This window comes from Streptomyces sp. NPDC048196 (assembly GCF_040652715.1).
GTDB lineage: Bacteria > Actinomycetota > Actinomycetes > Streptomycetales > Streptomycetaceae > Streptomyces > Streptomyces siderophoricus.
In genome coordinates, this window is record NZ_JBEZMM010000025.1 from 25,011 (window position 1) to 50,877 (window position 25,867).

The following is a 25,867-nucleotide window of genomic DNA, read 5'->3' on the forward strand; positions in this document are numbered from 1 at the left end:
ATGCCATGCCGGCTCGGCACGGCTCGGGGTGGCCCCGACGCCACAGTGCGCCGCTGCCACGCGGCTACCGGCCGGCCCGCACTGCCTCAGCCCGCGCCCAGCCCCGACACGCCCAGCCCGACACGGTGTGCGACAGGTCTACGCCCCGCCCCCGGCCTCCGCAATACCGCGTCCAGCACCAACTCACCTTTCGTAATGGTGCTGTTACGGCCGCCCCAAACCCCCCGCAGTCCCCGCCTCAAACCCGAACCCAGCCCCGACCCCGAACCCGAACCCAGCACCGGCCACACCCCCGAACGCAGCCCAGCCACACCCCGAACGCAGCTTCAGCCCCCACCCCGGCGCAGCTCCAGGCCCAACCCGGCACAGCTCCCAGCCCCCACCCCGGCGCAGCTCCAGGCCCAAACCGGCACAGCTCCAGGCCCAACCGGTGTAGCCCGGAAGGCCCACCCTCAGCCCCCACCAAGCAGACCCGCCACCCGCCCCGCCCCGCGGCCCTGTCCCGCGGCCTCGCCCTACACCCCCACCGCCAGCCCGTCCCCAGCGGCATAACCAGCCGCAGCAGTACCTCCTGCCTCAGTGGGTGCCCCCTATAGCGGGCACCCCAACAGCGGGCACCCCAACAGTGGGCAGCCCCACAGCGGGCACCCCGATGCTCGGAGCTCCGAGCCACCCCGCCCACCCCAAGCGCTCAGTCCCGCCCACCCCAAGCGCTCAGCCACGCCCGCCCCAAGCGCACAGACCAGACCACCCCAAGCGCTCACGCCAGCGGTAAGCGCTCGGCACTCAGATCAGCGGTGCCGCCGGCGATGCCCCCGAGGACTGGGCAGCCCGGTGGAGCGCACTGGCGAGCAGGGCGAGGTCGGTGGGGCCGTTGCCGAGTTCGCGCAGCGGGCGTCGGGCCGGTGGGTCGCCCATCCTCTGCCACTCCAGCGGGACGACCGTCGGCCGGAGCGTGGACGTACGGGGTATCCGGCCGGTCACCCGGCCGGCCTGGAACGGTGTGGCGGAGCTGTCCGCCACACGGTGGAGCCGCCCGCGGCCGACCGGGGCGGGCTCTGACGGGTCCTCGGGTGTACCCAACTCGACGCGCAGCGCAGCCAGTTCGCTGGTCGCGGTGTCGGCCGTGCGGTCCGGGTGGCCGGTCGTGGCTATGAGATGGACGCCGAGCGCAGCCCCGTCCCGCGCCACTGCCTCCAGCGCGCGCACCACGGAGCCGGCCGCCGGGCGGCCGGGGCTGCCGAGTGCGGGGGCGACCAGTGCGTCGAAGTCGTCGACCAGGATGAAGAGGCGCGGCATCGGGGCCGCGGGGTCGAGCGAGGTGGGCGGGGCGGTGGGGGTGGTGTCGGGGTCGGATGCGGGGGTGGTTGGGGTGGGCGTCGGGGCTCCGGGGCGGGAGCGGAGGCGGAGGGTGCCCGTGCTCGCCAGGGTGCCGGTGTCGGACGGGTCCGCCGCCGCTGTGCTGCCTCCTTCGTTACGGCAACGATTACGGAGCGTGATTAGTTCCTGCTCTCCGTGACTATTTCCGTACTGTGTGTAGTCGGTGGTTCCGGAGGTCCTGGGGGTCCCGGCGGTCTCGGTGGGCTGGGAGGTGTAGGCGGGGGTGCCGCCGGGCTCGGGGGTGTGGCTCGTCGGCGGCGCGTCGTGCTGCTCGGCGTTTGTCTCGCCGTAGGTACGGCCTTGCGGTGCGGTGGGCGTGGCACCTTGTGCCTGTGCACCCTGTGCCTGTGCACCTTGTGCCTGTGCACCTTGTGCCCGTGCACCTTGTGCCCGTGCACCTTGTGCACGTTGCGGTCCATGGTCACCCGAAGCGCGGGCCTCTCCCATGCGGCCTTCGCCCACGCGGCCTTCGCCCACGCGGCCTTCGCCCACGCGGCTTTCGCCCGTGCGGCCTTCGGTGGGGCGGCGGGGGGCGATGACGCGGGGGGCCGGGAGGTGTTTGGTGCGCCAGTCGGTGAAGGGGGTGCCGGACAGTATTTCGGCGCGGCGTTTGAGTTCGGAGGAGAGGGCCTGGGCGAACGCGCGCATGCGGACCGGGTCGGACGCGGCGAGGTACGTCGTGACGTGCGGCAGGTCGGTACACACCCGCAGGCCTTCGCCGCGGTCGGTGCCGCCGCCGTCCACCAGCACCAGGGACAGCAGGTCGGGGCGGTCGGCGGCGGCGAGGGAGGCAGCCAGGGACCGGAGCAGTTCGGTTTTGCCGCCGGCGGCGGGGCCTTCGACGAGGAGGGGGGCGCCCTCGGCGGCCAGGTCGGCGCACACCGGTCCGTGCGGTCCGGCCCCCAGTACGGCGGTGGCGCCGGGCCGGTCGGTGTCCAGGGTGGCGGCCCAGCGGGCCATCAGGGAGGCGGGGGTGGCGCGGGCCAGTCCGAGTTCGTCCAGGAGCCGGGCCGTTGCGGGGAGCGGGACGGCCGCGCGGGGCGTCGTGCGGGCGCCGCCGGCCGTGGTCTCGGCCTCGCGCAGCGGCGCCAGGGCGCGGGCGAACCGCTCGGCCCAGGCGGCGGAGACCGCGTCGACCGTGGCGATCGTCCCGTTCGGTCCGGATCCGGGCTGGACGACGCGGACCGCGGTGGCGACGTCGCCGCTGAGGACCGCCACCGCGCCGCACTCCCCGAAGGCGGGCGACGCGGCCCGGGCCGCCTCGTACGTGGCGGCCAGCGGGAAGGCGGGGGAGGCGGCCGGGGTTTCGGCCAGGCAGAGGAGATGGACGCCGGCTGCCGCGCCGGCGGTGGCCAGCCGCGCGGTGGTCTCGCGCAGTGCGGACGAGCCGGGGTCGCCGTCGACGATCAGGAGGGTGAACGGTCCTTGGTGGCGGGCGGCGGCGAGGGCGATCTCGGCGCGTTCGGCGCTGGCCCAGCCGGGGCCCAGCGGGCAGTCGTCGAGCCGTCGGACGAGTTCGGCGGTGCGCGCCGTGGCCTGTTCCTTGTCGTAGGCGAGCAGCAGCCGGCAGTCCTGGCCGTGGGCGGGGTGGAGGTGTGGCAGCCAGCCGAGCCAGGACCAGTCGGCGACCCGTTCCTCGGTGGTGCGTGCCCGGTCGGTGCTGATCAGCACGATGTCCAGGGTGGCGGGGGAGTGCAGGGCGGCGAGCTGGGCGATCGCGGAACGGGCGAGTCCGGCGAGGCGGGCGCGCGGCCCGGCCAGGCCGAGGGAGCCGGCCCGGCGCAGCCCGATCGTGACGGGCAGGGCGGTGCGGCCGCCGTCGCGGCCGGCCGTGCCCAGCCGGACCGTGAGGGTGTCGGGGTGGTCCGGGCCGCGCTCCCAGAGCCGGGGGCCCGGGCCCAGCGCGGTGAGCAGGACGGCGGCGGCATCCGGCCATCGTTCGTCCGGGGCGGTTCCGGAGGCGGCCGGGGCCATCGCTCCGTCACCGGGCGGCGCTACCGGGGAGGGCTGGGATGCGCTGGACGCCGGCAGGTTGGATGCCGGGAGGTCGTCGTAGGGCCGGTCCGTGGTGGGCCGGGCGCCGGTCAGCCGGCGCGCCCAGGCCCCGATCCCGCCGCGCCGGCCGCCCTTGCGGGGCGCGGTGCCGTAACGCGACGCGTCCTCCGCGTCGGTGTCCTCGGCGGGCGCCAGGCTCTGCTGGCCGCCGTGGGTACGGTCCTCGCCGTACGGCCGGCCCTGGGCGCCGGCCGTCGAGGCGTCGTGCGGATACCCAGGCGCCGGATACTCGCCGTACGGATACTCGCCGTACGGATGGTCGCCGTACGGGCGGTCGTTGCCAGGAAGTGCGTGGCCGGGAAGCTCGTGACCGGGAAGCTCGTGGCCCGGATGCTCGGGCCCCGGATGGCCGGGGTGCGCGCGGTTCTGCGGCTCGCGGTCGGGGCGTTCGCCGTGCGGGTGCTCGTGGATGCCGGGGCCGGCTGCCAGGCCCGGGCCGTGGCCCAGTCCATGAGCCGTGGCGGCGTCCGGGTGGGCCGGCCCGGCCGGAGTGCCGCGCAGCGGGGTGTCACGCCGGCCGGCCGGGTCCGGTGACCAGGCCGTACGAGGAGCGGGCAGAGGGGCGGCCGGTCCCGTGGCCCTTGCCGGGGGAGGCCCGAAAGCCGGTGCCGGCGCACCGAGCCCGCCGGCAGCACCGTGCGCACCGGGAGCACCGAGCGCACCGGCCCCACCGGTCACCTGAGCCCCACCGGCTCCAGCAGCTGCACCAGCCCCACCGGTCCCACCGGTCCCGCCGCCTCCGCCACCCTCGGCGACCCGCGCGTACCCGCCCCCCGCGCCCGTGGCGATGCGCAGCCGGCCCTCGCCGTCCGGGGTGGTCTCCAGGGCGGGGTCCGGGGTGGTGGGGGCGGGCTGCAGGCGGAGGGTGGATTCGCCGATGCGCAGCAGGGCGCCGGGCGGGAGCGGGGCGGGCAGGTCGCCGAGGCCGGTGCCGTCGACGGCGGTGCCGTTCGTGGAGCGCAGGTCGGCGACGTGGACCGAGCCGTCCGGTTCGACGGTCACGGCGCAGTGCAGCCGGGAGACGTCCGGGTCGTCGAGGGGGACGTCGGCGTCGGCGGAGCGGCCGATGCGGATCTGGCCGCCGTGCAGCAGGTGGACGCCGCCGGCGTCGGGTCCGGAGATGACGCGCAGCCGGGCGGTGCCGTGCGGCAGGCCGTGTGCCGGGGCGGGGCCGGGGCCCTGGACGGAGAGCACCGCGCCGTCGATCAGGGGCGGCTCGCCGATTGCGGCGCGCTGCGGGTCGAGGCGTTCGGTGCCGGCGTAGAGCACGACGGGGCCGCTGCCGCCGCCCGCGCCGGTGTCCGCGCCCGGGCCCGCGACGGAGGCCGCCAGGGAGCCGGCCACCGCTGCCAGCGCGGTCCCGGCGGGGGCCGTCACGAGCACGTCGCAGGCCCGTGTGGTGGGGCCGCTGCGCGGCCCGAGGACGGTCAGCCGGATCTGCATCGCCGTCAACGGTCCCTTCTGCCGGGGGCCGGCAGGGGCCGTTCGCTCCCCCGCCCGCCCGGGCACGTCGGCACGGACAAGTCCCAGGTGCACGTCGCGACAAAGACCGCGCGCCCCCACCGCATCGTGCTGGGTGCATCCTCGCACCTGGGACTGACAACACGCCCGCCGACTGCCACTCCGTGATCTTGTTTTGTCGTGTCCGGACGAAAAAGTGCCTGGTTGCGGGCCGTGGCCGGACGGGTTCGGAACGTCGTGATCAGCTCCGAACCGTCTTGTCCGGGTGGTGCGCCGGTCCGCGGCCGGCCGCGGGCGGCGCGCAACCATCCGCCCGGAACGTGCGTCTTCCCACGAGCCCGGCCCGCCGGAACGAAAAGCTTGTGCGACGGCGTGGCGGGCCGCAGGCCCTACAGTGGATCGGACGGACCGCGCGACGGTGACCATGACCGGACGGCGCGGAGCCGAACGGCCGGTCCGGTGGGCCGGCAGGAGATCCACCACGACCAGGGAGCGCATGACGTGCGGCCGGTAGGCAGCAAGTACCTGCTTGAGGAGCCGCTGGGACGCGGCGCCACGGGCACCGTCTGGCGTGCCCGCCAGCGGGAGACGGCGGGCGCCGAGGCCGCCGTGGCGGGAGAGCCCGGTGAGACGGTCGCGATCAAGGTCCTCAAGGAGGAGCTGGCGCACGACGCGGACGTGGTGATGCGCTTCCTGCGTGAGCGCTCGGTCCTGCTGCGGCTCACCCACCCGAACATCGTCCGCACCCGCGATCTCGTCGTCGAGGGTGATCTGCTCGCGCTGGTCATGGACCTGGTCGACGGCCCGGACCTGCACCGCTACCTGCGCGACAACGGCCCCTTCAGCCCGGTGGCGGCCGCCCTCCTCACCGCCCAGATCGCCGACGCACTGGCCGCCAGCCACGCGGACGGCGTGGTCCACCGCGACCTGAAGCCGGCGAACGTCCTGCTCGCCGGGTCCGACGGCGGCGGCGAGATGCACCCGATGCTGACCGACTTCGGCATCGCCCGGCTCGCCGACTCCCCGGGCCTGACCCGCACCCACGAATTCGTCGGCACCCCCGCCTACGTGGCGCCGGAGTCCGCCGAGGGCCGCCCGCAGACCTCCGCCGTGGACATCTACGGTGCCGGCATCCTCCTGTACGAGCTGGTGACCGGCCGCCCGCCGTTCGCCGGATCGACGGCCCTGGAGGTGCTGCACCGGCACCTGAGCGAGGAGCCGCAGCGCCCCGGCACGCTCCCCGAACCGCTGTGGACCGTCATTGAGCGCTGTCTGCGCAAGCGCCCCGAGGAGCGGCCCAGCGCCGAGAACCTCGCCCGTGCGCTGCGCACCGTCGCCTCCGGCGTCGGGGTGCACGCCACCCCGGCGCAGGCCGAGGCCGCGTTGGGCGTCGCCGCGCTGCTGGCCCCGGACCCGGCGCCCGCGACCGTCCCCGGCACCGACGGCGGCCAGGGGAGCGGTGACGCCGACCCCACCCAGGTCCTCCCGTCCGGCGCGGGTTCGTACGACCCGGCCGCGGCGACCAGCGTGCTGCCCTCGACGGGCGTTCCGGGCGCACCGGGCGGCCGGGGCGCCGATCCGACCCGGGCGATGCCGCCGGTGCCGCCCATGCCGGCCGGTGCACCCGCCGCGGGTGTGCAGCAGCCCGACGGCCCGCATCCGTGGGAGTCGCAGATGCGCGCCGCCCGGGACCGCAACGAGCAGACGCAGGTGCAGTACCTGGACCCGAACGAGGATCCGCTGCGCCGCCGTCCGCAGCGCCGTCCGGCCGCGCCCCAGCAGCCGCCGCAGCAGCCCCCGTACCGGCAGCCGGCCCCGGTGCCGTACGCGCAGGCCCCGCAGCGCCGCCAGGAGCCGCCGCCGCAGCGGTACGAGCCGCAGCGGCCGCCGGCCCCGGAGCCCCGTCCGCGGCGCGAGCCCCGTCCGCGCAGCGCCAACCCGATGCGGATCCCCGGCCTGGGCTGCCTCAAGGGCTGTCTGGTCACGCTGATACTGCTGTTCGTGGCCGCGTGGCTGATCTGGGAGCTCACCCCGCTCCAGGAGTGGATCGGCACGACCCGCGGCTTCTTCTCGCAGATCGGCCACATGTACAACCAGGTCGAGCGCTTCGTGAACAAGCTCAGCGGCTGACACGGGCCGCCCCTCAGCGGCTGACGAGCCGCCCCAGGACCGCCGGTCCCGGGGCGGCTCAGTTGATTTGTCGACTTCTGGCGGGCAATTTCGCTCTCAGAAGTGAAGGTTGCCGCCTTCCGGGGCACGGAACCCGGTGGCATCCGCGTAGCTTTGACGCCAACCTCAGCCCCCGCAGGACGCTCGGGGGCCCGACACGTCGGAGCAGTTTTGGCACGGAAGATCGGCAGCCGGTACACCGCCCACCAGATCCTGGGGCGCGGCAGTGCCGGCACGGTATGGCTGGGCGAGGGGCCCGAAGGGGCCGTGGCCATCAAGCTGTTGCGTGAGGACCTCGCTTCCGACCAGGAGCTCGTCGGCCGCTTCGTACAGGAGCGGGCGGCGCTGCTGGGCCTCGCGGACCCGCACGTCGTCGGCGTCCGCGATCTGGTCGTCGACGGCAACGACCTGGCGCTGGTGATGGACCTGGTGCGCGGCACCGACCTGCGCACCCGTCTGGAGCGCGAGCGCCGGCTGGCCCCGGAGGCCGCCGTCGCGATCGTCGCCGACGTCGCCGACGGGCTCGCCGCCGCGCACGCCGCGCGGATCGTGCACCGCGACGTCAAGCCCGAGAACGTCCTGCTCGACATGCAGGGGCCGCTCGGACCCGGTGGCGCGCACCCCGCGCTGCTCACCGACTTCGGCATCGCCCGGCTCGTCGACTCGCCGCGCCGGACCCTCGCCCACGGATCCGCGGCCCAGGGCAGAGGCCATGCCAGCAGGGTCATCGGCACCCCCGACTACCTCGCCCCGGAGATCATCGAGGGTCTGCCGCCGCGCGCCTCGGTGGACATCTACGCCCTGGCGACCGTCCTGTACGAGCTGCTCGCCGGGTTCACGCCCTTCGGGGGCGGCCACCCCGGGGCCGTACTGCGCCGCCACGTCACCGAGAGCGTGGCGCCGCTGCCCGGTATCCCCGACGAGCTGTGGCAGCTGCTGCTGCAGTGCCTGGCCAAGGCGCCGGCGTCCCGGCTGCGCGCCGCGGAGCTGGCCGCCCGGCTGCGGGAGCTGCTGCCGGGGCTGGCCGGGATGCCGCCGCTGGACATCGACGAGCCGGAGGGCGACCGCCCCGACGACGAGCCGGACGGCGCGGCCCCGGGGACCCGTGAGGAACCGTTCTACCCGTCGGCGGGCGAGACCGTTCCGCAGCGCGGCGCCGTCCCCCTGGTGCAGGGGTCGGCGCCCGACTCCAACCGGGAGACGCACACCAGCATGCGGGTGCCCGGCCCCGACGAGCTGGCCGGCGGCGCCCACGGCACCGCCCGGGCCCCGCGGGCGGCCGGGGAACGCCGGGCCGGCTCGGCGCGGCACCGGGGCTCGGCGGAGGCGGTGCGCCGCCGCCGGATCAAGCTGGGGGCGGCCGCGGCCGTGGTGGTCGTGGCGGCCGGCCTGGGCGGCTGGCTGGCCTCCGGGGACGACGACGCCGGCGAGGCCCCGCCGGGCGTCCACCAGTCGGAGCAGGAGACCCCCTGACGCCCCCCGGGGGCCGCTCCCGGCCCGGCCCCGGCAGGCCCGTCCTGCCGGGGCCGGGTCAGGTTCGGCGTGGTAGCCGTTAGGCTGGGTGCGTGGCAGTCGTCGATGTATCCGAAGAGCTGAAGTCCCTCTCCTCGACCATGGGGTCGATCGAGGCCGTCCTGGACCTCGACAAGATGAGGGCCGACATCGCCGTGCTTGAGGAACAAGCGGCGGCGCCGTCCCTGTGGGACGACCCCGAGAGTGCCCAGAAGGTCACCAGCCAGCTGTCCTACCTCCAGGGCCAGCTGCGCCGGGCCGAGGAGCTGCGGGGCCGGGTCGACGACCTCGAGGTGCTCTTCGAGCTGGCCGAGGCCGAGGGCGACGAGGACGCCCGCGTCGAGGCCGAGGGCGAGCTGGCCGACGTCCGCAAGGCCGTGGAGGAGCTGGAGGTCCGCACCCTGCTCTCCGGCGAGTACGACTCCCGTGAGGCGGTCGTCAACATCCGCGCCGAGGCCGGTGGCGTGGACGCCGCCGACTTCGCCGAGAAGCTCCAGCGGATGTACCTGCGCTGGGCCGAGCGGCACGGCTACAAGACCGAGCTCTACGAGACCTCGTACGCCGAAGAGGCCGGCATCAAGTCGACCACCTTCGCGGTCAACGTCCCGTACGCCTACGGCACGCTCTCCGTCGAGCAGGGCACGCACCGCCTGGTGCGCATCTCGCCGTTCGACAACCAGGGCCGCCGCCAGACGTCGTTCGCCGGCGTCGAGGTGCTGCCCGTCGTCGAGCAGACCGACCACATCGAGATCGACGAGTCCGACCTGCGGGTGGACGTGTACCGCTCCTCGGGCCCCGGCGGTCAGGGCGTGAACACCACCGACTCCGCGGTCCGGCTGACGCACCTCCCCACCGGCATCGTCGTCTCCTGCCAGAACGAGCGCTCGCAGATCCAGAACAAGGCGACCGCGATGAACGTCCTCCAGGCCAAGCTCCTCGAGCGCCGCCGCCAGGAGGAGCAGGCCAAGATGGACGCGCTCAAGGGCGACGGCGGCAACTCCTGGGGCAACCAGATGCGTTCGTACGTCCTGCACCCCTACCAGATGGTCAAGGACCTGCGGACCGAGTTCGAGGTCGGCAACCCGCAGGCCGTGCTGGACGGTGACATCGACGGCTTCCTGGAGGCCGGAATCCGCTGGCGCAAGCAGCAGGAGAAGTAGCCCGACGGCCCCGCGTCCGGGCCACCTGACACCGGAACAACTGCCTCCGTCATGGAGGCAGTTGTTTTTGCTGTGGCGGTTTGGTCACAGTCGTATGTCCATGTACCGCCCAACTCTCAGTAATTCGGGCATCCGGTCTTTATTCGACCTTGACGATATCGGCCGTACTGGGAAGGCTGAGCGCGGCATGCGTATGTTCCGGGGCGCGTGCAGTAACGGGGAGATGAGCGGCCAGTCGGCATCCGTGGCCGGAACTCGCCTACCCCCAGCGCTGGTCGCCCCGTGCAGCGGTGCACCCATGACGAGTTCAGCTACTGGGGGTAGCAGTACATGACGAAGAAGACGCGGCTGCGCGTGGCGCGCATTGCAGCTGGTGCGGTGATCGCGGCCGGTGCGTCGCTCACCGCCGCCGGCGCCGCTTCCGCGGCCAGCCCGGGTGAGACCGGCGGCTCCGACGGCGGGATCATCGGCGGCATCATCGGCGGGATCATCGGCGGCGGCGACTCCGGCGGCGACTCCGGTGGCGACGCCGGCGGTTCGGACAACGGCGGTCAGGTCGGCGGCTCGGACGACGGCGGCCAGATCGGCGGCGAGATCGGCGGTTCGGACGACGGCGGTCAGGCCGGCGGCGAGATCGGCGGCTCGGACGACGGCGGCCAGGTCGGTGGCACCGACGACGGTGGTCAGGCCGGCGGCCAGGACGGCGGTCAGAACGGCGGCCAGGACGGTGGCCAGAACGGCGGCCAGGCCGGCGGTCAGAACGGTGGCCAGAACGGCGGCCAGGATGGCGGTCAGAACGGCGGCCAGGCCGGCGGTCAGAACGGCGGCCAGGCCGGCGGTCAGAACGGCGGCCAGGACGGCGGCAACAACGGTGGCGGCCACAACGGCGGCCAGAGCGGTGGCGGCAACGGCGGCAACGGCGGCCAGAGCGGCAGCACCACCGGCGGCGACTCCACCGGCACCGGCACCGACAACGAGGGCTCCAAGCCGATCGAGCAGCCCGGCAAGGGCAAGGAGCAGATCGCTGACACGCCCGGCCAGGCCAAGCAGCAGGCGAAGGGCGGGGAGCTGGCCGAGACCGGTTCCTCCGGCACCACCTTCCTGCTGATCGGTGCGGCCACGATGATCGCGGGCGGTGTCGGCTTCCGTATGCTGCCCCGCCTGATCAACAAGAACGGCGGCGGCGCGGCTGCGGCCTGACGCTGACGCGGTAGCACAGGGGCCCGGGGCGCGCATGCGCTCCGGGCCCTCGGCGTTCCTCCGGCCGCTGCATCACTCCGGGCCGCCCGTCACCGGGCGAACACCACCGTAAGCGCGGCGTAACGGACAGTGGTCCACTCGCATGATCACCCGGCCACGTCGCGCCGGCTTCGTCCGAGCGGCGTCAGACGGTCTGGTGCAGCAGCAGTCCCACCGCGAGCAGCAGGACCGTCAAAGCCACCAGCATCGCCGGGCTGAGCTGGGCGAACACACCGCCTGCCTGCTGCTGGAGCCGTTCCCTGCTCGCTCGGCACACGGGGCAGCGGCCCTCGCTCACAGGGGCCGCGCAGTTGGCGCACACCAGTCGGTCGTACGTCATGCGACCTCCTTCTCCACTGCACCAACGCCCCGGAGGGTGCATTGGTTCCCTCTTCCACTGTGCCAGCTCCCCGGCGGAACGGCGCGCGCCCCGGAATTGTGCGCCCTTTTGTCCCCGTAGGTGCCGTGAATAACCGCACCAACCCCTCCGCCGACTGCACCGCCGCGCGAGGTTCGCGTATGGTCACGCACACCGACGGGAGCCGCAACTCGGCAGCCCGTGCCCCTATCCAGGTCGACCGTGGTGCATCAGTGATCCGATTCGACAACGTCTCCAAGACCTACCCGAAGCAGAACCGTCCTGCACTCAGGGACGTCTCGCTCGAGATCGAGCGCGGCGAGTTCGTCTTCCTGGTGGGCTCCTCGGGCTCCGGCAAGTCCACCTTCCTGCGGCTGCTGCTGCGCGAGGAGCGGGCCAGCCATGGCCATGTGCACGTACTCGGCAAGGACCTCGGCAAGCTCTCCAACTGGAAGGTCCCGCAGATGCGGCGCCAGGTGGGCACGGTCTTCCAGGACTTCCGGCTGCTCCCCAACAAGACCGTCGGGGAGAACGTCGCCTTCGCCCTCGAGGTCATCGGCAAACCGCGCGGCCAGATCCGCAAGACGGTCCCCGAGGTCCTCGAACTCGTCGGCCTCGGCGGCAAGGAGGACCGCATGCCGGGCGAACTCTCCGGTGGTGAGCAGCAGCGCGTCGCCATCGCACGGGCCTTCGTCAACCGTCCGCTGCTGCTCATCGCGGACGAGCCCACCGGCAACCTCGACCCGCAGACCTCGGTCGGCATCATGAAGCTGCTGGACCGGATCAACCGGACCGGAACCACGGTGGTCATGGCCACCCACGACCAGCAGATCGTCGACCAGATGCGCAAGCGGGTCATGGAACTCGAAAAGGGCCGGCTCGTACGCGACCAGTCGCGCGGCGTGTACGGCTACCAGCACTAAGCGTGTACGGCCCCCAGTACTGAAAGGACGCCATGCGCGCCCAGTTCGTCCTGTCGGAGATCGGCGTCGGTCTCCGCCGAAACCTCACGATGACCTTCGCCGTCATCGTTTCCGTAGCCCTCTCGCTCGGCCTGTTCGGCGCCTCGCTGCTGATGCGCGACCAGGTCAGCACCATGAAGGGCTACTGGTACGACAAGGTCAACGTCTCCATCTTCTTCTGCAACAAGAACGACGCCGAGACCGGCGCCAACTGCGCCAAGGGCGCCGCCACCCAGCAGCAGAAGGACGACATCAAGGCCGAGCTGAACCGGCTGCCGATCGTTGCGAACGTGCAGTACGAGTCCAGCGACCAGGCCTACAAGCACTACAAGGAGCAGTTCGGCGACACCCCCGTCGCCGGCCTGGTGACGCCCGACCAGCTTCCCGAGTCGTTCCGCGTCAAGCTGAAGGACCCCACGAAGTTCAAGGTCATCAAGTCGGCGTTCTCCGAGCGGCCCGGTGTCCAGGAGGTGCAGGACCAACGCGACACCGTCGAGCCGCTGTTCAACCTCCTCAACGGCATGAACATCGCCGCGTTGTGCGTGATGGGGCTGATGCTCGTCGTCGCGCTGATGCTGATCGTCAACACCGTGCGGGTGTCGGCGTTCAGCCGCCGGCGGGAGACCGGCATCATGCGGCTCGTGGGAGCGTCCAGCTTCTACATCCAGATGCCGTTCATCCTGGAGGCCGCCATCGCGGGCCTGCTGGGCGCCGGATTCGCCTGTGTGCTGATCGTCGGCGGCAAGTACCTCCTCGTCAACAACTGGCTGGCGAAGAAGATCCAGGTGATCAACTTCATCGGCTGGGACTCGGTGGCGGCGGTGCTCCCGCTGGTCCTCCTGATCGGGCTGCTGATGCCCGCGCTCGCCGCGTTCTTCGCGCTGCGCAAGTACCTCAAGGTGTGAGCTTCGCCAACGGGCGCCGTACGGACAACTCGCCGTACGGCGCCCTTTCGTCCCCTAGACTCACCCGCATGTCGGGCCCGTGTTCGTACGACCGGCCCCGCCGCTACCGCCGCGGGGCGGCCCTCACGTTGTTCCTCGCCGGGGTGCTCGCCACCGGCGCGGTGACCGGCACCTGGAGCGACGAGGCCGAAGGCGCGGTGGGCCACGGCATCCCCAAGCGCCCGGCGTCCGGTGCGCGCCCCCCGGAGGCCGCCACCGCCGACCGCGCGGCCGTCGAGCGGGCCGCCGCCGAGGCCATCGAGGACGGCAAGTCCGGTTCTCAGGCCGCCGCCGAGGTCGTCAGCCGTAGTGGCGACCGCTGGTCGACGATCTACACCCAGGGCGAATTCGAGGACTTCCAGCGGCAGTTGGGCGGCGCCTACGTCGGCGTCGGCCTGTGGGTGCGGCAGCTGGCCGGCGGCCGCACCGAGGTCTCCCGGGTGCAGCGCGGCGGCCCCGCCGCCCGCGCCGGTATCGCCGTCCACGACCGGTTGCGCGCCATCGACGGCCGGACCACTCAGGGGCAGCCGGTCACCGAGACCGTCGCCCGGCTCCGCGGCGACGCCCCGGACGGCTCGCGCACGGCCGCCGCCGGCGCCGGCACGCCGGTACGCCTCGACCTCCAGCGCGGCACCCGGCGGTGGAGCCTCACCCTGCACCGCACCCGGCTGCGCACCCGGAACGTCACCGTCGACCGGCCGGCCGGTCCGCACGGCCCCACCCGCGTCAAGATCACCTCGTTCGCCAAGGGCACCGGCGCCGCGGTCCGCAGTGCCGTCCGCGACGCCTCCCCGCACGGCGGCGTGCTGCTCGACCTGCGCGGCAATACGGGCGGCCTGGTCACCGAATCCGTCGCCACCGCCTCCGCCTTCCTCGACGGCGGCCTGGTCGCCACCTACGACGTACGGGGCAGCCAGCGCGCCCTGTACGCACAGCGCGGCGGGAACACCCGCCTGCCACTCGTCGTTCTCGTCGACGGCGGCACGATGAGCGCCGCCGAACTGCTCGCCGGCGCCCTCCAGGACCGCGGCCGGGCCATCGTGGTCGGCTCCCCGACCTTCGGCAAGGGCTCGGTGCAGATGCCCAGCCGGCTGCCCGACGGCTCGGTGGCCGAGCTCACCGTCGGCCACTACCGCACCCCCTCCGGGCGGACCGTCGACGACGCCGGGCTCACCCCCGACCTGGTCGTCGAGGACCATGCCGAGCGGCGGGCCCGCACAGTATTGAGTGGCCTCGGGACCGGCACGTAGTGCGAAAATGGCCGCACTATGGCTAAGCAAAAGGGCAAGGACAAGGACCCCGGGCGCAAGCTCGTGGCGCAGCACAAGAAGGCGCGGCACGACTACCACATTCTGGACACCTACGAGTGCGGGCTGGTATTGACCGGCACCGAGGTGAAGTCGCTGCGCCAGGGCCGGGCATCACTGGTCGACGGATTCGTCCAGATCGACGGCAACGAGGCCTGGCTGCACAACGTACACATCCCGGAATACGCCCAGGGAACCTGGACGAATCACTCCGCCCGGCGCAAGCGGAAGCTGCTGATGCACCGCGTCGAGATCGACAAGCTGGAGTCCAAGAGCCAGGAGACCGGCCACACGATCGTCCCGCTGGCCCTGTATTTCAAGGGCGGCCGGGCCAAGGTCGAGATCGCGCTGGCCAGGGGCAAGAAGGAGTACGACAAGCGGCAGACCCTCCGCGAGCAGCAGGACCGACGCGAGGCGGAGCGCGCGGTCTCGGCGGCCCGCCGCCGCCAGCGCGCCTGATCACGGCCGGCCGGTGCGTGGGCACGACGCGGGCGGGCCCGGGTCGGCGGGTCGAAGCGGCGCGGTTTCCGGCCGGCGGGCCGGTACGGGGTGTGGCGCGGGCGGTTCCGGCCGGGCGGCGGCCCGCGGAATACGCTGGCAACCTCAGGCGTTGTTCACGTACGATGGCTCCGCATCCCACAGAGGGTGCGGGAACCGCAGGCGTCATGGTGTAGGCGCCGGGGTCCATCTTGATAAATCAACATGGGGATGATCGGTTTCGACAGCGGATGTCGAAGCAGGGGAAGCGAGTCGAGGAAGCGGCCATGATCTCGTAAACCATAGGCCGAAACCAATAATCGCCAACACCAAGCGCGATTCCTTCGCCCTCGCTGCCTAAGTAGCGACTTGCGAAGTGTCAGCCCGGGGCTGTTCCCGACCCGGATCCTGGCATCAGCTAGGGGACTAAACTCCTGAACCCGGTCACGGGGTGCAGGAGGAAATCAAACAGTGACTGAGCCCGTCGGAGACTTGTTCGCGTGATCTCCGGGGCTGAGAAAATCACAGCGAACTGCACTCGGAGAAGCCCTGTTTCCGCACCGTTGGACGCGGGTTCGATTCCCGCCATCTCCACTCATCCCATGTAAAGCAGCTGCCCCGGCGATTTCCCGCCGGGGCAGCTGCTTTTTTGCCCCCTTCCCTCCTCTCGCCTCCCCTCTCCCGCTGCCTCCTCGCTTCGGTCGGCTGCCTTTTCGTGCTTCTCCGCGCGTCTCCGCGCTTCGGGTGTCCCTCTCGTCTCCCTCTCGCCCTCTCTCGCTCTCAACCCTCGGTATGACAACCCCTGGGTCGATGTGGATCCGGCCGGGCTTCGTCACGCTGGGTGCATGAACGCGACACAGCATGCAACCTCAACCCAACTCCTGGTCGCCGGTGGCGGACGCAGTGCCGGACGAGATGCCGGACGAAGCGCCGGACGAAGCGTCGGACGACGGGGAGGTGGCGGCCGTCGGCAGGGCAAGGAGTACGGCCAGCCCGGCGGCCACGGCCGGAACCCCGTACGCAACCCCAGCCCCCGCCACGTGATCCACGACCCAGCCCCCCGCCGCCGAACCGGCCGCGATACCACCGAGCAGAGCCGTCACGGCGAGCGTCATCCCTTCGTTCAACTGAGCCGCCGGCGTGCGGGATTGGACCAGCCCCATCCCCGTGACCATGGTCGGCGCGGTGGCCATCCCGGCGCACAGCAGTGCGGCGGCCAGCGCCCCCGGGCGCCCGGTCGACGCCGCGAGGAGGGGCAGCAGCATCAGCACGGCCATCGCACCGACACACACCACGAAGCGCCGCCCGCTCCGGCCCGCCGGACGCAGCAGGCCGTAGAGGAGCCCCGCCGTGCACGACCCGGCCGCCTGGAGGGCCAGCAGCCCGCCCGCGGCGGACTGCATCCCGAGGCCGTCGGCGTAGGCCAAGGTCACGACCTCCATCGACCCGAAGATCGCGCCGGTGCACAGGAACGTGCCGAGCAGAAGGGGAATGCCCCGCCGCCGCAGCGGGGAGCGGACCTCGCCGGCACGGGCGGCCGCCCGCCCGGCCGCCGGCGGCTCCGTGCGGCGCTGGGCGGCGAACAACAGCACCCCGCTCAGCAGCAGGAATGCCGCCACCGCCGTGCCCGCCTCGGGTGCGACGACCGTGCAGAGCAGCGTCGCGAACACCGGTCCGAGCATGAAACACAGCTCGTCCGCGGCCTGTTCGAAGGAGTTGGCGGTGTGCCGGGCAGCCGGGTCGTCGCGGAAGAGATGCGCCCAGCGGGCACGGGACATCCCTCCGGTGTTGGGGGTGGTGGCGGTCGCCGCATAGGAGACGAACAGTGCCCAGTCGGGCGCGCCGAAGCGGGCGCAGAGCAGCAGCGACAGCGACCCGAGCACCGCGAGCACAGTGGCCGGCACGGCGATCCGGGCCTGACCGTGACGGTCGACCATCCGGGCGGTCCACGGCCCGACCAGCGCGGTCGCCGCCAGCCCGGTCGCGGTGACGGCTCCGGCCAGCGCATAGGAGCCACGCGAGCCGCTGATCATCAGGACGGCGCTGACGCTGAGCATGCCCATGGGCAGGCGGGCCAGCAGATTGGCGGCGGTGAACGCCCGGGTGCCGGGGACGGCAAAGATCCGCCGGTACGGGGCGAAGAGCCGAAAGCGCCGGGGACGCCGACGCGCAACCGGCCGTACGGGCGGAGCGGTCACCGGACGAGCAGCAAGGAAAAGGATCACGCTCTTACGATCCCGGCCACCTCCACCATCCGTCCAACACCTGATCAGGGCGCATTCACGCACTCGCGATGTAGATCGGTGGCTCGCGCGCGATGTGGATCGGGGGAGGCGGAATCTGCACGGCGACGTCGGCCGACGAGTCGGTGGGTCGGTGGGCCAGTGGGGCGGTGGGGCGAGGGGGCGATGGGTCGGAGGACGTTGCGACGCCGTGACGCTGCGACGCCGCGAGGCCGGGAGGCCGGGAGGCCGGGACTCCTGGACTCTGGAACTTTGGGACTCGGCCCGCGAGTCTCCCCGCCCCGTATTCCGGGGCCGGTAGCAGGGGAGCGCTGCAAGGATGGTCCGATGCCGTTCGATATCGATCCGCGACTGCTCCGGGCGTTCACCACCGTGGCCGAGGAACTCCACTTCACCCGCGCCGCGGCCCGGCTCTACGTGGCCCAGCAGGCCCTGAGCCGTGACATCCGGCGACTGGAGCGGGAGGTGGGCACGGCGCTCTTCGTACGGACGACTCGCCAGGTCGCCCTCACGGCCGACGGTGAGCGGCTACTGCCGTACGCCCGCCGGGTGTTGACCGCCCACGAGGAACTGGCAGCGGCCTTCCGACCGGTGCCCGAGCGGCCACTGCTGGTCGATGTCGGGGTGCCGATCGGTACCGCGCACCGGGTGCTGGAGGACGCCAGGGGGCGGGTGCCGGACAGCTGTGAGCTGGTGGCCCGCTTCCACAGCGGGCTGACGGGGGCGGCGGCAGAGCTGGCCGCCGGGCGGCTCGATGTCTCCTTCGGGCGCTACGCGGGGCTGCCGCCCGCCGTTCGGTCCGGTCTGGCACACCAGCCGGTCCGTCTGGAGCCGATGGCGGTGCTGCTGCGGGAGGACCACCCCCTGGCGTCGCGGCCCGAGGTTCCGCTCGCGGAGCTGGCCGGCGAGACGCTCTATGCGGCCGCCGGGAATCCGCAGACCGAGGAGTGGACGGAGCTGGCGACCCAGCTGTTCGCGGGGCGGGGTATCGCGATGGCCGAGCCGTTCCCGGAGATCGAGGGTTCACAGGAGTTCGTACGAGTGGTGCGGAAACGGGGGTGGTCGGTACTGGCGAGCGTGGAATTCATCGACGTACCGGGGATGGCGCTGCGCCCGGTCGTGGACCCCGTACCGCTGTCACCCATCTCGATGGTGTGGCGCCGCGACCTGCACCACCCCGGCCTGACCGCCCTACGCGCTGCCGCGCAGGAACTGGCAGGGAAGAACGGCTGGTTGACCGCACCGGCGGGCGCCTGGCTCCCTCGGGAGGATGCCGCCGTGATGGGGGTGGGCGAGAGCGGGCAGGGGCGGTAGGGGGCGGCGTGCGTGAGCGTGGCACCCGGCGCGGGTGCGGTCACCGGCGGACGGGTGGCGGGCGCGTGGTGCTTCGGCGGCGGCGCGGCAGGTTCCGCCGGCGGGGCGGTGGTCGAGGACGCGGGGGGCGGTCGCGTTCATCTGCCAGTAGGGGCCGGTGCGGGTGGCGGTCGCGCTGATCTGCCCGTAGCGGGCCGGGGGCGGGTGTCGAGCAGGACCGTGCCGTCGGCCGTGCGGGTGCTGGTGACGTGCGGGGCGAGAGCGAGGGTGGTGCTGGTGACGTGCGGGGCGAGAGCGAGGGTCATGAAGTGCCTTGGGCCGGTGCGGAAAGGGGTGGGGCGGGGAACGGCGGCGCAGGGACCGGCGGTGTGGGGAACGGGGGTGCGGGGCGGGAGGGGGCGGGACGGGACGGTGCGGGGATGTGCGTCGGGGTGAGTGCGCGGAGCCAGTACTCGGTGGCGAGGGTGGGGTCCAGTGCGCGCAGGGCGTCGGTCCGCGGCTGGAGCGACGTCAGGTGGTGCCGGAGGACGGCGGGGCGGATCAGACCGCGTTCGGCGAGGAGGGAGTCGTCGCAGAGCGCGGACAGGGCGCCGCGGTGGGCGCGCAGACCGGCGGAGACCTCGGCGCTGTGCTCGCCCTTCGTACCGCCGCCGAGCACCGCGTCGGGCACGATGCCGCGCAGCGCACGGGTCAGCAGCGGCTTATACACGCCGGGTCGGGCGCGGTCGGCGAGCCGGAGGGTGAGCGCCGCGTCGATGACGGCGTTGTCGAGGAACGGCGCCTCGTAGTCGACGCCGTGCGGGGCAGCGAGGGCGACGGCGCCGCGGACGATCTCCCCGGAGCGGACGGCGGCGCGCATGATGTCGTGCTGGCAGCGCAGCGGTGCGAACGGTTCGGGCGCCTCGGCGGCGGCCTCGCGCAGCAGCCGGCGGACCGTGGCGACGGCGTCCGGATGCGCCCACGGCGGCAGGCTGGGCAGGACCTCCCAGTCGGCGCCGCAGGTCCGGGGATCGCCGCCGGCGGTCACCCGGGAGGCGCTGCCGGCCAGCCAGCGCGGATACGGGCGGCCGCCCAGCAGTGTGCGCAGGGTCTGGGAGGTCTTCCAGCGGCAGAGGTGGTGCGTCGTCCAGGCGCGCCGGGTGGCGGTGCGGAGGTCGCTGCGGGCAAGGGAGTTGAGGGCGGCCGGGCGGTGGGTGAACAGTTCGTCGCCGCCGACGCCGACGAGGTGCAGCCGGGAGCCGCGGGCGGCGACGAGACGGGCCTGGTGAGCGATCCGGGCGGCCTCTCGGAAGAGGGCGAGGGGGGCGGCCGGGTCGGTGGCGGTGGGATGCAGGGTGTCGTGGGGCGGGGTGTACCAGGTGGGGGCGTCGGCGTAGGGGAGGGAGAGGTGGAGCGAGAGGTGTTCGTCTGCCTGGGGTTGTGATCGCGATCCCGGACTGTTGCCCGCACGCCCGTCCCTGCTCCTGGCCCTGCCTCTCCTGCTGCTCCCGCCCGTGGTCGCTCCGCTCGTCCTGTACCCGCCCGTCGCGCTTCGCTCGCCCTTGTTCTTGTCCTTGCCTTTCTCCTTGCCCTTGCCCTGGCCCTTTCCCTGGCCGCGGGGGGTGTCTCCCTCTGCGCGTGGATCCCGACCGGGCCCGAGCCCGGGGCCTGAGCCTGGGGCGGCCGACTGTTCGCGTTGGCGTTCGGCGGCGCTCAGGTATGCCGCGCTGCGGGCGCTCCACACGGTGTCGTCGTTGCCGGGATCGCGGGGCACCCAGGAGGTGGTGATCAGCCGGACGTCCTCTTGGGCGGCGAGGAAGCACAGGCCGGTGGAGTCGGTGCCGCCGGAGAGGTCGGCGCTGAGGGTGGGACGGGCCACGGCCTTGCCCCCAGCCCGGTCCGGAACCCGGTCCGAAGCCCCACCCGAAGCTTCTTCCCAAGCCCGGTCCGAAGCTCCACCCGAAGACCCTTCCGGAGTCGCTTCCGAAGTCGCTTCCGAAGTCCCTTCCGAAGTCCCTTCCGAAGTCCCTTCCGAAGTCCGTTCCGAAGTCCCTTTCGAAGCCCGCCCCGCGGCCTCGCCCAGGGGCCCGTACCCGGTTCCGCCGGTGCTGCCGCCCGTGGCTCCGCCCGCGCTCCTGCCCGTATCGGTCTGCTCGGGGCGCTCGATGCACTCGGTCCGTTCGGTCCGCTCGGCCTGTCGGCGGGCGCGGTGGGTGCGGGCCGCTACGGCGTCGATGAGGGCCTGGCGTACGGTCTCGGCGGCGCGTTCCAGGGGGACGTCCGGTTCCGGTGGCTGCCACCAACGGGCCACGGTGGGCTGCCCGTTGGCGTCCACGGTGAGGTGGTGGCCCGGGGGGACGGCCGGTACCGCGCGCCACAGCGGGCGCAGGGCGAGCGGCAGCGGGGCGAACGGGAACAGCAGGCGCAGCGCCAGGGAGTCCTCGTCGAGCAGGCCGGTGCCGGGGGCGCCGGGCGGCAGTCCGCCGGTGGCCGCGCTGCGGGCGAGCGCCGCCAGGTCCTGGGGCCGGTTGCCGGCGACGGTGATGCCGCCGATCCGGGCGTGATGGAGCTGGTGGACCGTCGCGAGGTCGCCCTGACAGCGTAGCTCCGGGCCGACGGCGGCCAGGAGGGCGTAGCTGCCGGGGAGTTGGCGGGTGCGCCGGGCGATGCCGTCGAGGCCGTCGGGGCCGTTCAGCAGCCGGGCCAGGGTGTCCGGGCGGGCGGAGGTGGTGCCGAGGAGAACGGCGCGGCGCGGGCCCGCCTCTGCCGTCAGGAGCTGGTCCGCGGACCATCGGCCCACGATCCAGGGGCGGCCCGAGGGGTGGCGGAGGATCTGTGCGGGCGGTCCGGCGGGCAGGTGTCGGCACAGGGTGTCGGTCGCGGCGTGGTCGGGGAAGACGAGGAAGTCCACGGGATACCTGTCCATCAGGGGAGGGGCGGGCGTGGCCGCCGGACCGTCGGACACAGCCCTACCGGGGGCGGGGGGCCAGGCCCGGTGGGGCTGCCGTTCGTCAGCACCCGAAGAAACCGGTCCAGCCGTCCGTCCCAGTGGTAGCCCGAGTATCCGAGCCTCAGCTCGGTGTAGCCGCCCACCTCGACGAGCTGCGGCGACGCATAGCCGGTGGTCGTGGCGGGAGCGGTGGCGGGAGTGGTGGCGGTGGCGGTGGCGGTGACAGTCATGGTGTCGGCGGCGGTCGACACGTGCTGCGTATGCGGCATGGTTCACTTCCTTCGTTCTTCTCCCGGGAACACCCGCGGGTGTGTGTCGCCACGGAGCGTGTCTGATTGATTACTCATCGCGTTCGATGAAAATGCTGACAGTGTTCGGGTCGCCTGCCATTGCCTCGAACGAGTGATGTCAGAGGGCGTGCGAGGCACTTCGGTGTCACTTCGTCCGGCGTGTACGCCTCCCTGTCCGCGGCCGCTCACGCAAGGGGCCGGTGGCGCGTGAGCGCAAGGTTTCGCCGCGGTCACGTGCTGCCACGGTGCGGAAACCCGCCATCCCTAGCTTCGAAGGGAGGAACCGACCCCCTGGGAGGCGCGATGACGGCCGAGGCCGCGGCAGGCACCCGTAGCGACAGCAGCAGCGACAGCAGTAGCGACAGCCCCGATGAAAAGCGAACGGGCCGGCCGGCATCCGTCCCGACGGCCGTGCCGACGTCCGCCCCTGCGGCCGATCCGGCACCCGCTTCCCCCGTACCCGCTTCCCCTGCACTCGTTGGCCCCACGCCCGGTGGCCGGATGCGGCGGGGTGGGCGGTGGATCGAGCGGTGGGAGCCCGAGGACGAGACGTTCTGGGCGGAGACCGGGGCGCGGGTGGCCCGGCGGAATCTGGCCTTCTCCGTACTGTCCGAGCACATCGGCTTCTCCATCTGGAGCCTGTGGTCGGTGATGGTGCTGTTCATGGGGCCGGAGTACGGATTCGATCCGGCCGGGAAGTTCTTCCTGGTGGCGATCCCGACCCTGGTGGGCGGGGTGCTGCGGGTGCCGTACACCTTCGCGGTGGCGCGGTTCGGCGGGCGCAACTGGACGGTGATCAGCGCGCTGACGCTGCTGGTGCCGGCGACGGCGGCCGCGGTGGTGATGAAGCCGGGCACCTCCTACACCACGTTCATGGTGGTCGCGGCGCTCGCGGGCGTCGGCGGCGGCAACTTCGCCTCCTCGATGACGAACATCAACTCCTTCTATCCCCTACGGAAGAAGGGCTGGGCCCTGGGTCTGAACGCCGGCGGCGGCAACATCGGCGTACCGGTGATCCAGCTGCTGGGGCTGCTGGTGATCGGTACGGCCGGGGCCGCGCAGCCGCGGCTGGTACTCGCCGTCTATCTGCCGCTGATCGTGGTGGCGGCGGTGCTCGCGGCGCTGTTCATGGACAACCTGGCACCGGTGCGGAACGACACCGGAGCGGCCCTGGACGCCGCCCGGGAGCCGCACACCTGGGTGATGTCGCTGCTGTACATCGGCACGTTCGGGTCGTTCATCGGCTACAGCTTCGCGTTCGGGCTGGTGCTGCAGATCCAGTTCGCGCGCACGCCCCTGCAGGCGGCGTCGCTGACGTTCATCGGGCCGCTGCTGGGGTCGCTGGTGCGGCCGGTCGGCGGCCGGCTGGCGGACCGGTTCGGCGGCGCCCGGATCACCCTGGGGAACTTCCTGGCGATGGCCCTGGCCACCGGGGTGGTCATCTACGCGTCGGCGGCCCGGTCGCTGCCGGTGTTCCTCGTCGGCTTCATCGCGCTGTTCGTGCTGACCGGGCTCGGCAACGGCTCCACGTACAAGATGATCCCGGGGATCTTCCAGGCGCAGGCGGTCCGGCGCGGGCTGACCGGGGAGGCGGCCGAGGCCAGCGGGCGGCGGCTGTCGGGGGCGGCGATGGGGCTGATCGGCGCGGTCGGCGCGCTCGGCGGGCTGGCCATCAACCTGGCCTTCCGGCAGTCGTTCCTGGCCACCGGGTCGGGTACGCCGGCCTTCGTGTCGTTCCTGGCCTGCTATGCGGTGTGCACCGTGGTGACCTGGGCCGTATACCTGCGGCCGGCGGCGCGCGCACGGCGTACGGCACGGTCGGGCGCGGGTGCGGCGGCCGGGGACGCGGAGCGGCGGCCGGTCCACGCCGAGGTGTGAGGCCGGCGCGGCGTAGGGCTGGTGGGATCGGCGCGACCGGCGGGACCGGATGGGGGGCCGGTTGCCCGTGGTGGCCGCGCGGCGGCGTAACCCGGGGGAAATACTGGAGGACCGGGCCTGTCATGTGCTGTCGGCAGGCTGGACACCTGCGGACTTCAGACCTCGGTACCTCGGAGTCTCGGCAACTCGGGTCCTCGGAGTCTCGGTACCTCGGGTCCTCGGAGTCTCGGCAACTCGGGACCGTGGCTCTTCAGGGCTACGGCATCTCGGGACCGTGGCTCCTTGGGGCTACGGCTCCTCGGGACCATGGCCCCTCTGGGGCGCGGCTCCTCGGGGCCGCGGGTCTGAGATCCGGGGCGTCGGGATCCCGGGATTCCGGAGCTTCCCGCCGCCCGGGCCGCGGCGGCGGGGGAGCACGAGGCAGCACAACCACTCTGGGCGGAGCGGGACGACCATGCACGATCAGCAGCAACAGGAGTACGGCGAGCCGGAGCCGCGAACGGCGCCCGGCCACGGGCAGGCAGCGGCAGCCTCGGCTTCCCCGGGAGCCCCGGCGTCCGCGGGAATTACGGCAGCCACGGGAGTTACGGCTTTCCCGGATGCCCAGGCGTCCCCGGATGCCCCGGCGTCCGCGGCAGCCTCAACTTCCCCGGGCGTCCCTGAGCCCCCAGGCACCGCCCGCGGAGCCACGCCGGCAACGGCGCCCGGCCCCGGGTCGGCAACGGCACCAGGCCCCGCCCCGGCGGACGCGCCCGGCCCCGCCCCGGCGGACGCGCCCGGCCCCGCCCCGGCGGACGGGCCGGACGCCCGCCCGGCTCCCGCTGCTCCCTCCGTGCGCCCGTTGGACGGGTTCACCATCGGGGTGACCGCGGCCCGGCGGGCCGAGGAGCTGGGTGCCCTGCTGGAGCGGCGCGGCGCCCAGGTGATGCACGCGCCCGCGCTGCGCATCGTGCCGCTGCCGGACGACACCGAACTGCTCGCGGTGACCCGGGCGTTGATCGATCATGCGCCGGACGTCGTGGTGGCCACCACGGCCATCGGGTTCCGCGGCTGGATCGAGGCAGCGGAGGGCTGGGGGCTGGGCGAGGCGCTGCTGGACCGGCTGACTGGCGTCGAACTGCTGGCGCGCGGCCCGAAGGTGCGGGGCGCGATCCGGGCCGCCGGGCTCACCGAGAAGTGGTCACCCGCCTCGGAGTCGATGGCCGAGGTGCTGGACCGGCTGCTGGCGGAGGGGGTGTCCGGGCGGCGGGTGGCCGTACAGCTGCACGGCGAGCCGCTGCCCGGCTTCGTGGAGGCGCTGCGGGCCGGCGGCGCGGAGGTGATCGGCGTCCCGGTGTACCGCTGGATGCCGCCGGAGGACCTCGGCCCGGTCGACCGGCTGCTGGACGCGGTGATCGGCGGCGGCCTGGACGCGGTGACGTTCACCAGCGCACCCGCCGCCGCGTCGCTGTTGCGCCGGGCCGGTGAGCGCGGCATCCGGGAGGAGGTGCTGGCGGCGCTGCGCCAGGGAGTGCTGCCCGTATGTGTGGGGCCGGTGACCGCGCTGCCCCTGGAGGCCGAGGACGTGCCCACGTTCCAGCCCGAGCGTTTCCGGCTGGGGCCGCTGGTGCAGCTGTTGTGCCGCGAACTGCCCGGGCGGGCGCGGCCGTTGCCGGTGGCCGGGCGGCAGCTGGAGATCCGCGGGCACGCGGTCGTGGTGGACGGCGTGCTGCGGCCGGTGCCGCCGGCCGGCATGGCGTTGCTGCGGGCGCTGGCCCGCCGCCCCGGCTGGGTCGTCTCCCGCGCCGAGCTGCTGCGGGTGCTGCCGGGGTCGGGGCGGGACGAGCACGCCGTGGAGACCGCGATGGCCCGGCTGCGGGTGGCGCTGGGCGCGCCGAAGCTGATCCAGACCGTCGTCAAGCGCGGCTACCGGCTGTCGTTGGACCCGCACGCGGACACGGACAAGTACGGCGCGGCGTAAGAGAGTTCACGGACGAGTGCGACGCGGCGTAAGGCAGTGCACGGGCGAGCGCGGCGCGACGTAAGAGGGTCCACGAACAAATACGGCGCGGCGTAAGGGAGTTCACGGGCACGCACGCGGCGGCGTAAGAGTTCCACGGCAGGGCAGGGCAGGGCGGGGCGGGGGCAGGGGCCGGGCCCTTGGCTCAGGTCCCTCCCGCCCCCTTCTCATGCCCCACCCCACACCTCCC

General features: G+C 73.2%; 16 protein-coding genes and 1 other RNA gene. 12 read left to right on the top strand and 5 right to left on the bottom strand.

Translation table 11 applies throughout. From position 1 onward, the window contains the following. Positions 1 to 786: 786 nt before the first annotated feature. Positions 787 to 4,878 (bottom strand): FHA domain-containing protein, encoded by a 4,092-nt coding sequence (locus AB0E02_RS23210; RefSeq protein WP_362142336.1) that lies wholly within the window; start codon positions 4,876 to 4,878, stop codon positions 787 to 789. Positions 4,879 to 5,397: 519 nt separating this feature from the next. On the opposite strand from AB0E02_RS23210, the gene AB0E02_RS23215 reads away from it, so the two are divergent. From AB0E02_RS23215 to AB0E02_RS23230, 4 genes are all read left to right on the top strand, one after another. Continuing rightward, positions 5,398 to 7,026 (top strand): serine/threonine-protein kinase, encoded by a 1,629-nt coding sequence (locus tag AB0E02_RS23215; protein ID WP_362142224.1) that lies wholly within the window; start codon positions 5,398 to 5,400, stop codon positions 7,024 to 7,026. A gap of 210 nt (positions 7,027 to 7,236) precedes the next feature. Beyond that, on the top strand, positions 7,237 to 8,538 hold the full coding sequence (locus tag AB0E02_RS23220) for a serine/threonine-protein kinase (RefSeq protein ID WP_362142226.1): 1,302 nt from the start codon (positions 7,237 to 7,239) through the stop codon (positions 8,536 to 8,538). Between the two features lie 92 nt (positions 8,539 to 8,630). After that, positions 8,631 to 9,737: a peptide chain release factor 2 gene (gene prfB, locus AB0E02_RS23225; RefSeq protein ID WP_362142228.1), complete on the top strand. Its 1,107-nt coding sequence runs from the start codon at positions 8,631 to 8,633 to the stop codon at positions 9,735 to 9,737. Between the two features lie 330 nt (positions 9,738 to 10,067). Next, positions 10,068 to 10,937 carry a hypothetical protein gene (locus AB0E02_RS23230; RefSeq protein WP_362142230.1) on the top strand — a complete coding sequence of 290 codons (870 nt, stop codon included), beginning with the start codon at positions 10,068 to 10,070 and terminating at the stop codon, positions 10,935 to 10,937. 184 nt (positions 10,938 to 11,121) lie between these two features. On the opposite strand, the gene AB0E02_RS23235 is transcribed toward AB0E02_RS23230, so the two are convergent. After that, positions 11,122 to 11,316 carry a hypothetical protein gene (locus tag AB0E02_RS23235; protein ID WP_030414555.1) on the bottom strand — a complete coding sequence of 65 codons (195 nt, stop codon included), beginning with the start codon at positions 11,314 to 11,316 and terminating at the stop codon, positions 11,122 to 11,124. A gap of 251 nt (positions 11,317 to 11,567) precedes the next feature. Here AB0E02_RS23235 and ftsE point away from each other — a divergent pair, with 251 nt between their 5' ends. The 5 genes from ftsE to ssrA all read left to right on the top strand — a co-directional run bounded on the left by ftsE (position 11,568) and on the right by ssrA (position 15,621). Then, positions 11,568 to 12,257, top strand: coding sequence for a cell division ATP-binding protein FtsE (ftsE, locus tag AB0E02_RS23240; protein ID WP_030414554.1), 690 nt, complete (start codon positions 11,568 to 11,570; stop codon positions 12,255 to 12,257). A gap of 32 nt (positions 12,258 to 12,289) precedes the next feature. Continuing rightward, complete coding sequence (gene ftsX / locus AB0E02_RS23245; RefSeq protein WP_030414553.1) at positions 12,290 to 13,201, top strand: permease-like cell division protein FtsX; 912 nt, start codon at positions 12,290 to 12,292, stop codon at positions 13,199 to 13,201. Between the two features lie 68 nt (positions 13,202 to 13,269). Continuing rightward, positions 13,270 to 14,490: a S41 family peptidase gene (locus AB0E02_RS23250; protein ID WP_362142233.1), complete on the top strand. Its 1,221-nt coding sequence runs from the start codon at positions 13,270 to 13,272 to the stop codon at positions 14,488 to 14,490. Between the two features lie 18 nt (positions 14,491 to 14,508). Further along, positions 14,509 to 15,006 carry an SsrA-binding protein SmpB gene (gene smpB / locus AB0E02_RS23255; protein ID WP_362142235.1) on the top strand — a complete coding sequence of 166 codons (498 nt, stop codon included), beginning with the start codon at positions 14,509 to 14,511 and terminating at the stop codon, positions 15,004 to 15,006. A gap of 245 nt (positions 15,007 to 15,251) precedes the next feature. After that, positions 15,252 to 15,621: a transfer-messenger RNA gene (ssrA, locus tag AB0E02_RS23260) on the top strand. A 272-nt stretch (positions 15,622 to 15,893) separates the two neighbouring features. Here the strand turns inward: ssrA and AB0E02_RS23265 are convergent. Further along, complete coding sequence (locus AB0E02_RS23265; protein WP_362142237.1) at positions 15,894 to 17,222, bottom strand: MFS transporter; 1,329 nt, start codon at positions 17,220 to 17,222, stop codon at positions 15,894 to 15,896. A gap of 372 nt (positions 17,223 to 17,594) precedes the next feature. On the opposite strand from AB0E02_RS23265, the gene AB0E02_RS23270 reads away from it, so the two are divergent. Continuing rightward, the gene (locus AB0E02_RS23270; protein ID WP_362142239.1) at positions 17,595 to 18,581 is read left to right on the top strand and encodes a LysR family transcriptional regulator; all 987 of its coding nucleotides are present in this window, start codon (positions 17,595 to 17,597) and stop codon (positions 18,579 to 18,581) included. A gap of 301 nt (positions 18,582 to 18,882) precedes the next feature. On the opposite strand, the gene AB0E02_RS23275 is transcribed toward AB0E02_RS23270, so the two are convergent. Beyond that, the gene (locus AB0E02_RS23275; protein ID WP_362142241.1) at positions 18,883 to 21,486 is read right to left on the bottom strand and encodes an asparagine synthase-related protein; all 2,604 of its coding nucleotides are present in this window, start codon (positions 21,484 to 21,486) and stop codon (positions 18,883 to 18,885) included. After that, entirely contained in the window at positions 21,486 to 21,779 is a 294-nt protein-coding gene (locus AB0E02_RS23280) for a hypothetical protein (protein ID WP_362142243.1), read from the bottom strand. The genes AB0E02_RS23275 and AB0E02_RS23280 overlap by 1 nt, the downstream gene beginning before the upstream one ends. A gap of 522 nt (positions 21,780 to 22,301) precedes the next feature. Between AB0E02_RS23280 and AB0E02_RS23285 the strand changes: the two genes are divergently transcribed. Together AB0E02_RS23285 and AB0E02_RS23290 are read left to right on the top strand one after the other, a co-directional pair. Further along, positions 22,302 to 23,678, top strand: a complete 1,377-nt coding sequence (locus AB0E02_RS23285) for a nitrate/nitrite transporter (RefSeq protein ID WP_362142245.1) — start codon at positions 22,302 to 22,304, stop codon at positions 23,676 to 23,678. Positions 23,679 to 24,510: 832 nt separating this feature from the next. After that, positions 24,511 to 25,638, top strand: a complete 1,128-nt coding sequence (locus AB0E02_RS23290; RefSeq protein ID WP_362142247.1) for a uroporphyrinogen-III synthase — start codon at positions 24,511 to 24,513, stop codon at positions 25,636 to 25,638. Positions 25,639 to 25,867: the final 229 nt, after the last annotated feature.